The 799-nt window shown below is 78.3% G+C and carries 1 pseudogene; it reads right to left on the minus strand.

The annotated features are described in order from the left end of the window. Positions 1–799 (minus strand): annotated as a pseudogene (locus tag C667_RS23550) (translocation/assembly module TamB domain-containing protein); the annotation flags it as partial.

Consider the following 799-nt stretch of genomic DNA (forward strand, 5'->3'; position numbering starts at 1 on the left):
CGCGGTCGCAGCCGGCGCGGACGAATCCGCCGCCGTGCCGGCCTCGCCATCCGTCGCCGCGGACGCCGGCTGTGTACCGCCCTCCCCGACCTCGGGCACGCCCGGCGGACGCCAGGCCACCCGGCCGGCGATGGAGCCGCCCCCGGCGAGGCGGAGCTCGAGGGCATCGAGGGCGAGCTCGGCGCGCTTCCAGTCGAGCTGCGCGGACAGCGCCTCGAGCGGGATCCCGCCGGCATCCACCGCGGCCGGGCGGGCGTTGGTGACGCGGATCGGGCCGGCGAGCAGGCCCTCGCCGCTGGCGGGGGCGGCGAGCTCTGCGTCGATGGCGAACTCGCCGCTGGGCGCGCCGGCGGCGAAGGCCGCGGGATCGATGCCGCCGGCCTGCAGCCGCAGCCGACGCAGGGGATCGGCGGCGAAGCTGTCGACGCGGGCCTCGATCTCGGCTCGTGCCGCACCCAGCGTGGCCTCGGCGCGCAGGCGGGGCTCGAGCAGGCTGTCGGCGAGCGTCGCCTGCACCGCGACGGCGTGGGTCTCGACGATGCCGTCGAAGCCCGCCTCGCCTGCGAGCACGAAGGGCGCCACACCGTCGAGCGCGAGCGCCGCGCGGACACGGCCCTGCGGCAGCTCGACCGCGAGGGATTCGAGACGGTGATGGCGACCGTCGCTGGAGAGCGCGGCTTCGAGCCGGGAGAACACCAGGCCCCGTTCGGCGGCGACCTCGGTCGCGGCCTCGGCGGCGAGCGCCGGGTCGCTGGCGACGTCCGCCGCTCGGTCGAGCGCCTGCGCGGCCTCGCCGGCC

Origin of the sequence: Thauera phenylacetica B4P (assembly GCF_000310225.1) — a bacterium.
Lineage (GTDB): Bacteria > Pseudomonadota > Gammaproteobacteria > Burkholderiales > Rhodocyclaceae > Thauera > Thauera phenylacetica.